This is a genomic window from Micromonospora sp., assembly GCF_048594385.1.
In the GTDB taxonomy this organism is placed as follows: Bacteria; Actinomycetota; Actinomycetes; order Mycobacteriales; family Micromonosporaceae; genus Micromonospora; species Micromonospora wenchangensis.
In genome coordinates, this window is sequence record NZ_JBMDWU010000360.1 from 1 (window position 1) to 9,567 (window position 9,567).

The 9,567-nt window shown below is 73.6% G+C and carries 9 protein-coding genes and 1 pseudogene; 9 read left to right on the forward strand and 1 reads right to left on the reverse strand.

The window, feature by feature from the left end:
- The 4 genes and pseudogenes from ACOJTC_RS19165 to ACOJTC_RS19180 all read left to right on the forward strand — a co-directional run.
- A pseudogene (locus ACOJTC_RS19165) lies at window positions 1-129 on the forward strand (UPF0016 domain-containing protein); the annotation flags it as partial.
- Between the two features lie 39 nt (window positions 130-168).
- The gene (locus ACOJTC_RS19170; protein WP_420117916.1) at window positions 169-579 is read left to right on the forward strand and encodes a DUF1622 domain-containing protein; all 411 of its coding nucleotides are present in this window, start codon (window positions 169-171) and stop codon (window positions 577-579) included.
- Window positions 576-938, forward strand: a complete 363-nt coding sequence (locus ACOJTC_RS19175) for a hypothetical protein (protein ID WP_420117917.1) — start codon at window positions 576-578, stop codon at window positions 936-938. The genes ACOJTC_RS19170 and ACOJTC_RS19175 overlap by 4 nt, the downstream gene beginning before the upstream one ends.
- Window positions 935-1,138, forward strand: a complete 204-nt coding sequence (locus tag ACOJTC_RS19180; RefSeq protein WP_204922861.1) for a hypothetical protein — start codon at window positions 935-937, stop codon at window positions 1,136-1,138. The genes ACOJTC_RS19175 and ACOJTC_RS19180 overlap by 4 nt, the downstream gene beginning before the upstream one ends.
- 46 nt (window positions 1,139-1,184) lie before the next feature.
- Here the strand turns inward: ACOJTC_RS19180 and ACOJTC_RS19185 are convergent, their stop codons facing one another.
- A complete protein-coding gene (locus tag ACOJTC_RS19185; protein WP_204922860.1) occupies window positions 1,185-3,062 on the reverse strand; it encodes a polysaccharide biosynthesis protein in 1,878 nt (625 codons plus the stop codon).
- 188 nt (window positions 3,063-3,250) lie between these two features.
- On the opposite strand from ACOJTC_RS19185, the gene ACOJTC_RS19190 reads away from it, so the two are divergent.
- From ACOJTC_RS19190 to ACOJTC_RS19210, 5 genes are all read left to right on the forward strand, one after another.
- Window positions 3,251-4,708: a polysaccharide biosynthesis tyrosine autokinase gene (locus tag ACOJTC_RS19190; protein WP_420117918.1), complete on the forward strand. Its 1,458-nt coding sequence runs from the start codon at window positions 3,251-3,253 to the stop codon at window positions 4,706-4,708.
- A 157-nt stretch (window positions 4,709-4,865) separates the two neighbouring features.
- Complete coding sequence (locus ACOJTC_RS19195; protein WP_420117919.1) at window positions 4,866-6,095, forward strand: glycosyltransferase family 4 protein; 1,230 nt, start codon at window positions 4,866-4,868, stop codon at window positions 6,093-6,095.
- A gap of 99 nt (window positions 6,096-6,194) precedes the next feature.
- The gene (locus ACOJTC_RS19200) at window positions 6,195-7,979 is read left to right on the forward strand and encodes a DUF4012 domain-containing protein (RefSeq protein ID WP_377686372.1); all 1,785 of its coding nucleotides are present in this window, start codon (window positions 6,195-6,197) and stop codon (window positions 7,977-7,979) included.
- A gap of 12 nt (window positions 7,980-7,991) precedes the next feature.
- Window positions 7,992-8,624, forward strand: a complete 633-nt coding sequence (locus ACOJTC_RS19205; protein ID WP_420117920.1) for a hypothetical protein — start codon at window positions 7,992-7,994, stop codon at window positions 8,622-8,624.
- A gap of 124 nt (window positions 8,625-8,748) precedes the next feature.
- Entirely contained in the window at window positions 8,749-9,060 is a 312-nt protein-coding gene (locus ACOJTC_RS19210) for a MazG-like family protein (protein ID WP_420117921.1), read from the forward strand.
- Window positions 9,061-9,567 lie beyond the last annotated feature (507 nt).

Genomic DNA, 9,567 nt, shown 5'->3' on the forward strand with positions numbered 1-9,567 from the left:
GTGGCCATCCTGGTCGGCCGGCTGCTCGGCCGGCACCTGCCGGAGCGGACCATCCGGTACGGCGCGGCGGTGCTCTTCGCCATCTGCGGCCTGTGGCTGATCCTGGAGGCGGTGCGCGAGCTGTCCTGACCGTCGACTAGCCGGGGTGCGGGCGGGTAACGCCACCCGGTGAGCCTGGACGAGCTGTTGCACCACGGCGACGCGGTCGTGGTGGGGGTCGTGGAGACCATCGGCGCGACCGTCATCGTCGTCGGCGCGCTCTGGGCGGCGCTGCGGTTCGTGGTCGAGGGGCTGCGGCACCGCAGCGCCGCCGTGTTCACCCCGATCCGGCTCTCCCTCGGCCGGTTCCTCACCCTCGGCCTGGAGTTCCAGCTCGCGGCGGACATCCTGCGGACCGCGGTGTCGCCGACCTTCGCCCAGCTCGGTCAGCTAGCGGCGATCGCCACCATCCGGACCGCGCTGAACGTCGTCCTGCGCCGGGAGATCGCCCAGGAGAAGCGGCAGGTGGACGCCGGTGACCGGGCGCACCCCGAGCGGCAGCCGGTCCCGGCCGGGGACGGTGGCGGGCCGTCCCGATGACCGGGGTCGCGGTGCTGCTGGCCACCGGGGTGAGCGCGCTCGCCCTCGGCGTCGGCGCGGTGGCGCTGCTGACCACCCGGTCCTGGCGGACCGCCCTGCGGGTCCTGCTCGACCTGCTGGTCGCCGCGGGCCTGCTCCGGCTGGCCGGCGGCCGGAGCTGGCCGGCGCTGGCGACGGCGGCGGCGGTCGTGGTGCTGCGTCACCTGCTCTCCGCCGGGCTGAACGCGGCGGCGGCGTCCACCGCGCCCCCACCCACCGCGCCGCCGACTACCGACCCCCGGACGTGGGTAAGCCGAGCACACCCCCACCGGGGGCCAGCAGGGCACGAACCGAACGTGACGGGAAGGATTCCCCTATGAGCCGGCACGACGAGCCGAACGAGTACGGTTTCGCGGGCGGGGCCACCGCGCCGCAGCCCCCACCCGGTGGCCGCCCCGACGAGCAGGACCGGGCCGAGGCGGTCGCGGTGCCGGGTGACGACCTGACCGGGTCGGTCACCGAGGCGCTGGAGGAGACCGAACCGGACGGGCGGGACGACGACGCGGGCCGGCACCGCTGAGCGCCCACCACCGTCCGCCCGGCGTGCCGCCGGGCGGACGGTAGGTTCAGCGTGGTGACGGCAGGGTGGACAACCGGGCGGTGTCGTCGACCCGGACGAGGCGGTCGTCGCAGCAGGCCGCGAGCCGTTTGACCAGCTCTTCCGGCTCGCCGTACGGGTCGAGCCCGGCCAGGTCCGCCGGGTCCAGCGCGGGGACCCGGACGTGGGAGATGAGCGGGTGCAGCGGCCGGCTGTCGATCTCGTCGACGCCGAACAGGTCCTCGTGCAGCTTCTCCCCGGGGCGCAGGCCGGTGTAGACGATCTCGGGCGGCTGGGCCGCCTCGGCCGCCAGCCGCTGGGCCACCTCGGCGATGCGTACCGGCTCGCCCATGTCCAGCACCAGCGCCTCCCCGCCCCGGCCGACGACGGCGGCCTGGAGCACCAGGTGCACCGCCTCCTGCACGGTCATGAAGTACCGGGTCACGTCCGGGTGGGTCACGGTGATCGGCAGCCCGGCCCGGACCTGGGCCTGGAACGCGGTGAGCACCGAACCCCGGCTGCTGAGCACGTTGCCGAAGCGGACGCTGAGGAACGCCCCGCCGTACCGCTCGGCGTAGTGCGCGGTCAGCCGCTCGGTGATCCGCTTGGAGTAGCCGAGGACGCTGATCGGGTTGGCCGCCTTGTCGGTGGAGATGTTCACGAACTCGGCGACGTCGCGGCACGCCTCCAACACGTTGAGGGTGCCCTGGACGTTGGTCTTGACCGCCTCGCCCGGGTGCCGCTGCAACAGGGTGAGGTGTTTGAGGGCGGCGGCGTGGAAGACGATGTCGGGCCGCCGTTCGGCGATGATCCGGGCGATCCCGTCGGCGTCGCGCAGGTCGGCGAGGATCAGTTCCGGCCCGTCCAGCAGCGCCCGGCCGTGCAGGGACATCTGCAGCGCGTGCAGCGCCGACTCGTCCCGGTCGAGCATCATCAGCTCGCCGGGGTCGCAGCGGGCGATCTGCCGGCACAGCTCCGAGCCGATCGAGCCGCCCGCCCCGGTGACCAGCACCCGGCGTCCGGCGAGCCCGTTGCGCTCCACGGGTAGTTCGGCCACCCGCTGGGCCCGCCCGAGCAGGTCGGTGAGTTGCAGGTCGCGGACGGCGTGCGCGGTGACCGGGCGGTCCAGCAGCTCGCGTACGGGCGGCAGCACCTTGAACGCGGCGCCGGCCTGCAGGGTGCGGCTGCGGACGTCGCGCATCAGTTCGGCGTCCGAGCCGTTGATCGAGAAGATCACCGTGCCGGCCCGGGTGGCGCGGACGGCCTGGATCAGTTGCTCCCGGCCGCCGAGCACCCGGAGCCCGGCCACCCGCAGCCCCTGCCGTTCGGGGTCGTCGTCGAGCAGCCCCACCGGCAGGTATCCGCTGGTCGGGTCGCCGAGCAGCACCCGGACGAGGCGTTCGCTGGCCGCGTCGACCCCGTAGATCAGGGTCCGGTCGGCCGAGCGGGCGGGCCGGGCGTCGCGGTCGCGTCGCCACCGGTAGGTGACCCGGCCGGTCCCCATCAGCAGCAACGCCACGGCGGCGCCGAGGATCGGCACGCTGGCCGGGATGGGTCGTTCGGCCATCGGCAGCAGCGCGGCCAGCGCCACGGCGGCGGCCAGCACGACCGTCCCGCCCAGGTCGCGGGCCTCGCCGACGCTGCCGACCGGGTGTCGGCCCCGGGCGGTGAACCGGACCTGTTCGAGCGCCGCGTGGATGACCGCGCACACGCCGGCGGCGCCGAGAGCCAGGGCGCACTGCCGGGGGGTGATGCCGAACTCGTACCGGGCCCAGGAGGCGACCAGGAAACCTGCGCACCAGGAGGCGGTGTCGAGCGTTAGCAAGGACAGGGCCTTCGCGCGTCGCGTGACCCAGTCGCGCCGCTGGCTGGGGTCGTCGTCGGGCCGGGGGTCTACGTGGTTCATTGGCGTCCTCTGCGTTTTGTTCCGTGATTGCGAGGATTCGGCACTGGCAAGCGGTTTGCATCGTATACGTTGTTTTTGCAACTTAAAGGGCTACTCGCTGCGTTTAGATACTCTCACGGCGTTATGGGAACCTAGGGAGACTTCGTGCTTTTTCACCAGCTGGCCGTTCCGCCGGAACGGAGGGCGTGATGGACGTCCGCACCTGCCTGCGCCTGGTCCGCCGACACTGGTGGATCGTCCTGGTCACGCTGATGCTGACGGTCGGCTCGGCGGCGCTGGTCACGGTCCGCACGGCGCCCCGTTACGTGGCCTCGGTGACCTTCTTCGTCACCGCCCCCAACCAGGGCGTGAGCAACGCCTACCAGGGCGAACTCTTCCTCCAGCAGCGGGTGAAGTCGTATGCCGACCTGCTGCGCAGCGACCGCCTGGCGCAGGCCGTGGTCGCCGACTCCGGCCTCGGCCTCACCGCCGACGACATCCAGCGCCGGGTCGCCACCTCCACCGAACCGGGCACCGTGCTGCTGCGGGCCAGCGTCACCGACACCGACCAGACCCGGGCCATGAAGGTCACCGAGGCCCTGTCGGCCAAGTTCGTCGAGCTGGTCAAGAAGATCGAGACCACGTCGGACGGCAAGGCCGGACCGACCCGGATCGAGGTGGTGGGCGGCCCCCGGGTCAGCGCCAGCCCGGTCTCCCCGCAGCCCAACCGCAACCTCGCCCTCGGCGTCCTGGTCGGGCTCCTGCTCGGCGTGGCGCTCGCCGTGCTGCGCGGCATGGTCGACGTACGGCTGCGTGACGCCGCCGGCCTGCAACGCGCCACCGGCAGCCCACTGCTCGGCGACATCCCGTTCGACCAGGCGGCCAAGTCGGCGCCGCTGATCGTCGGTGAGGCGGCGACGTCGGCCCGTGCGGAGGCGGTCCGCAAGCTGCGGACCAACCTGCGCTTCGTGGACGTGCACGAGCCGGCCCGGGTGATCGCGGTGACCAGCGCGTTGCAGGGGGAGGGGAAGACCACCCTGTCCTGCAACCTGGCGATCGCGCTGGCCGAGGCGGGCTGGCGGGTGCTGCTGGTCGACGCCGACCTGCGCCGCCCGAAGGTCGCCGACTATCTCGGCGTCGACGGCGGCGTCGGGCTCACCGACGTGCTCGTCGGCGACGTCCAGGTCGGTGACGTGGTGCAGCGCTGGGGCGACAAGTCCCTGCTGGTGCTGCCCAGCGGCTCGACCCCGCCGAACCCGAGCGAGCTGCTGGGGTCCAAGTCGATGGCCGACCTGCTCCTGTCGCTGCGCGAGTCCGCCGACCTCGTGGTGATCGACACCGCGCCCCTGCTGGCCGTCACCGACGGCGTGGTGGTGGCCGTGCAGGCCGACGGCGCGTTGCTGGTCACCCAGCAGGGGCGTACCTCGCGCGCCCAGGCCGCCGCGGCGGCCCGGTCCCTGCACTCCGTGTCGGTGCGGCTGCTCGGGTGTGTGCTCAACATGGCCAAGGTGGCCCGCGCGGACGCCTACCAGTACGAGGCGTACCGGATCGCCACCGCGTCGCCGGCATCGGTGCCGGCCGACCGCGCCACCGCCGCCCACCGCGACGAGCAGGGGCTGCACCCGGCCAGCGACCGGACGCAGGAACTCACCCGGCTGCCGCGATGAGTGCCGCCGCGGGTCCGTCCGTCCGTCCCGCCCCGCCCGCCACGGGCGGGGCGGCGACGGCGGCCCGCGGGTCGGGGGCGGCGGTGCGCCGTCGCCCCCCGGCCCTCGACCGCGTCGGTCGACGACCCGCCGACGGTACGCGGAGGGGAGCGCGGCGATGAGGGTGGGAATCCTGTCGTACCACTTCCCGCCGGAACCGGCGTTCATCCCCGGCAGCCTCGCCGAGGAGCTGGCCCGGCGCGGACACGAGGTGCGGGTGCTGACCGGTTTCCCGGACTATCCCGGCGGCCACGTCTATCCCGGGTGGCGGCAGCGCTGGCGGCACGTGACCCACAGCGAGCGGTTGACCGTACGCCGGGTGCCCCGCTACGCGGGCGGCGACGCCTCGCCCACCGCCCGGATGGCCGGCTACCTCTCCTTCGCCGGCAGCGCGGCGCTCGCCGGACGGCGGTACCTGGCCGGCGTCGACGTGCTCTACGTCTTCCAGTTCCCCGCGACCAGCTTCGCCGCCGCCGGGCTGCTGCGGCTGCTCGGCCGGGTGCCCACCGTGCTGCACGTGCAGGATCTCTGGACCGGGGAGGTCGCGACCGATCCGCAGCGGCCCGGCCGGATCACCACCACCATGCGCCGGGTGCTGCGGGCGGCCGACGCGGTGGCGGTCACCGCCCCCTCGATGCGGGACCTGGTGCTCGCCGACGGGGTCTCCGGGGACCGGGTGCGTACCGTGCCCAACTGGACCGACGAGCGGATCTTCCAACCGGTGCGCGCCGGCCGGGCCGCCCAGGCGCTGGTCCGTGGGGACGCGCGCTGCGTCGTCATGCACGCCGGCACGATCGGCGAACGGCAGGGCCTGGAGACGGCGGTCCGGGCGGCCGCGGCGCTGCACGACCGGATGGATCTGGTGCTGGTCGGCTCCGGGGCGCAGGAGCGGCGGGTGCGGGGCCTGGCCGGCGAACTCGGGGCCGGCAACGTGCGGTTCCTCGACCGGCGGTCGCCGGGGGAGATGCCCGAGCTGTACGCCGCCGCCGACTACCAGCTGGTGACCCTGCGGGATCTGCCGGAACTGAACGGGACGGTGCCGAGCAAGGTGCAGTCCGCGCTGGCCTGTGCCGCCCCGCTGGTGGCCTCGGCCGGGGGCGACACCGCTGCACTGGTGGAGCGGGCCCGGGCCGGCCTGTCCTGCCCGCCCGAGGACTGGGCCGCGCTGGCCGACCGGTTCTGGCTGGCCAGCACGATCCCACCGCCCGCGCGGGCGGAGATGGGGCGGCGGGGGCGGGAGACCTACCTGCGGGAGATGTCGCTGCGGGCCGGGGTGGACCGGATCGAGTCGCTGCTGCGGGACGTGGCGTCCCCCCGGGTGACCACCGGGCAATACCGCGCGAACTAATCCAAGTACGAAAATTCGGTAAAAGCCTGACAGTGGTATTTGTCGTGCTACAAAGCTCATGAACGGTCATATCGCCCGAAAGGGAGAGCGGAGCAGCGGGTGGCGGAGAGCGGTAGGTCGCGCAGCGGCCGACGGAGACTGCGGCGGCGGACCCGGCGACGGGTCCGTCGGGCCCTGCTGGTCTGCCTGGTCGTCGGGTCGGTGCTGTTCGGTGCCGCCGGCTGGGTGGGGTTCCGTGGCTGGCAGGCGCGCGCCCACCTGGTCAACGCGGCCGGGCTCGCCCGGGAGCTGAGCACCCAGGTGCTCGGCGGCGACCTCGACCGGGCCCAGCGCACCCTGGCGGCGTTGCAGGAGCAGGCCGGGGCCGCCCGGACCGCCACCGGGGACCCCGGGTGGGCGCTCGCCCGGCACGCCCCGTACGCCGGGGACGACGTCGCGGCCGTCCGGACCATCGCGGTGGCCATCGACGACCTGGCCCGGGAGGCGTTCCCGGCGCTGCTGCGCACCGACCTGACCACGCTGGTGCCGACCGAGGGGCGGCTGGACCTGGCCCGACTGCGGGCCGCCTCGGCGGACCTGACCGCCGCCGACGCCGCGGTGCGCAGGTCCCGGGCCGGCCTCGACGCGGTACCCGCCGAGGACCTGGTCAGCCAGCTCGGTACGGCGTTGACCGAGCTGCGGGGGGAGATCGACCGGCTGGCCGGACTGACCGGAGCGGCCGACCGCGGTGCCCGGGTGCTGCCCGCCCTGCTCGGCGCGGACGGACCACGCAGCTACCTGCTGCTCTCGCAGAACCTCGCCGAGCTGCGCGCGACCGGCGGCATGTTCGGCGCGTACGCGGTGATCCACGCCGACGACGGGCGGATCCGGATGCGCGAGCAGGGCACCAGCGCCCAGTTCGGGCGGTTCACCCCGGCGCTGCGGGTGGACGAGGAGGTGCGTCGGCTCTACACCGACCTGCCGGGCATCTACCCGGCCGACGTCAACCTGAGCCCGAACTTCCCCGCCGCGGCGAAGCTCTACCGGGAGATGTACCGGCGGCACAGCGGGGTGACCGTCGACGGGGTGCTGACCGTCGACCCGGTGATGCTGTCCTACCTGCTCCAGGCCACCGGCCCGGTGCAGGTGCCCGGCGACGCCACCCTGGTCAGCAACCAGGTGGTGCGCACCCTGCTCAGCGACGCCTACCAGGGCCGCGACGACACCGGGCAGGACGCCTTCTTCGCCGCCTCGGCCTCCGCCGTGTTCGACGCCTTCCTCACGAAGAAGGTCAACCCAAGAGTGCTTTTGTCGGCTTTGGACCGCTCCATCACGGAAAGACGGATACTGTTCTGGAGTGCCCGATCCACGGAACAGCGGACTTTCGCCGACACCCGGCTCGCCGGTGCGCTCCCCGAACAGGAGGCCACGCCGACCGTCGGGGTCTTCCTCAACGACGGCAGCGGCGCGAAGCTCGGCTACTACCTACGGCCGACGGCGACCCTCACCACCGGCGACTGCGCCGACGAGGGGCGGCGGCAGCTCAAGCTGCGCTTCACCCTGCACTCCTCGGCCCCCGACTCGGGTCTGGCCAAGTCGGTGCTCGGCCTCGGCATGGCCGGCGACCCGTACACGGCCCGGACCCTGATCTCCGTCTACAGCCCGGCGGGCGGCACGGTGCTCAGCGCCCGGGTCGACGGAAAACCGACCCCGCTGGGCAGCGGGATCGAACGTCGCCGGCAGGTGGTCATCGCCACCGTCGACGTCGCTCCCGGCGCCACCCGGACCCTCGACGTGGACCTGCTGACCGGCAGGAACACCACCGGCACCGCCGAACTCTGGCACACACCGACCGCCACCCCATGGACCACCCAAGTAGTTCCCGCACCTAGCTGCAAACAGTAGGAGGAGACCATCATGCGGCTATCCCGCATTCTCATGGCGCTGACGGTCGGTCTGGCCATCGTGGCCGTGCCGACCGCCGCGGGGGCTGCTCAGCCGCAGCCACCCGCCGACAGCACGCCGCAGCCGCCACCGTACCCGCCCGTCACGCCCTCGCTGACGGCCAACCCGACGACCATCTTCCTCGGCGAGACGGTGGTGCTCACCGGCACCGGCTTCGGGCCGAACGAGATCGTCGACATCGACGTCACCGTGGTGCCCCTCGCCGCGGCCGTGCCGGGGCAGGCGCCGGCCCGACGCAGCGACGGCACCACCGTCGCCATGGTGAAGGTGGACTACTCGCAGCCGCAGCCCGCGCCGCGGCACTTCACGGCGCAGACGGACGCGAACGGCAACTTCACCGTGAGCTACCGGCCGAGCGACGTCGGACGGATCACCTTCACGGCGACCGGGCGCACCTCTGGGCGTACGGCCAGCACGACGATCACCGTGCTGCCGAAGAAGAAGCCGCACCCGCACCTGCCGGTGACCGGTGACAACCTGAGCACGCCGCTGAAGGTCGGTGGCGGGCTGGTCGGCGCCGGTGTGGTGCTGATGCTCACCGCGTTCGGCTGGCGGCGTCGCCACCGGTTCGGCATGACCCGCTGACCCGGAACCCCTGCGGTACCCGGTGCCCGTCGGACCTTGCGGTCCGGCGGGCACCGACCGTTGCCGGTACGCCGCCGAGGGCCCCCGGGCGCGGATCGTCACCCCCGTCCGGTTCACTGGGCGGGTGGACGAGGTGATCTGGAACGCGGCCCGCGCCGCCCGCGCCTGGCTGGACGCCACCAACGGCACCGACCAGACCGAGCTGACCTGCCGCATCCTCAAGCTCAGCGAGGAGGCCGGGGAGGCGGCCGGCGCCTGGATCGGCGTGCTCGGCCAGAACCCCCGCAAGGGGGTCACCCACACCCGTGCGGAGGTGGCCGCCGAACTGGCCGACGTGGTCTTCACCGCCCTGGTCGCCATCGAGAGTTTGGGCCTGGACGCCCGGTCGCTGGTGACCGCCTGCGCCGCGAAGGTCGAGTCCCGGATCACCCCGTGACGACCAGGCCGTCCCGGGTGGGCGGTAGGTGCCGGTGCGACGGTTGTCCGGTATCGCCCGGTCCGACCCCGGTCGCCGTGACCGGCGGCACCCCCGGGCCGGAATCCCCACCCCGCCCCCGGCGTTACACCCTGCGTACGACCGCAGCAGCACCCTCGGGCCGTCCGACGCCCCGGCCGCCGGTGGAATGACCCGGCACCGACGGTCGTTACACCCCGGTACGACCGCAGCAGCACCCCGGCCGACCCCGCACCCCCGGCGGGAATGACCCCGGACCCCCGGTCGTTACACCTGACCCCGGCACGAGCGGCCACCGCCCCACGCGGCAGGCCCCGGCCGGGAACCCCCCACAGACTTTCCACCCAGATGAGCGCCCCCGACGTGGTGCCCACGCCCCTACGCTGCCCGACCCCCACGGGCACACCCAGCCCTCCACGGGCCGGACGGGGCGTCTACCCCCGAAGGAGCTTCCCCATGAACACCACCATCATGAACACCACCATCCTG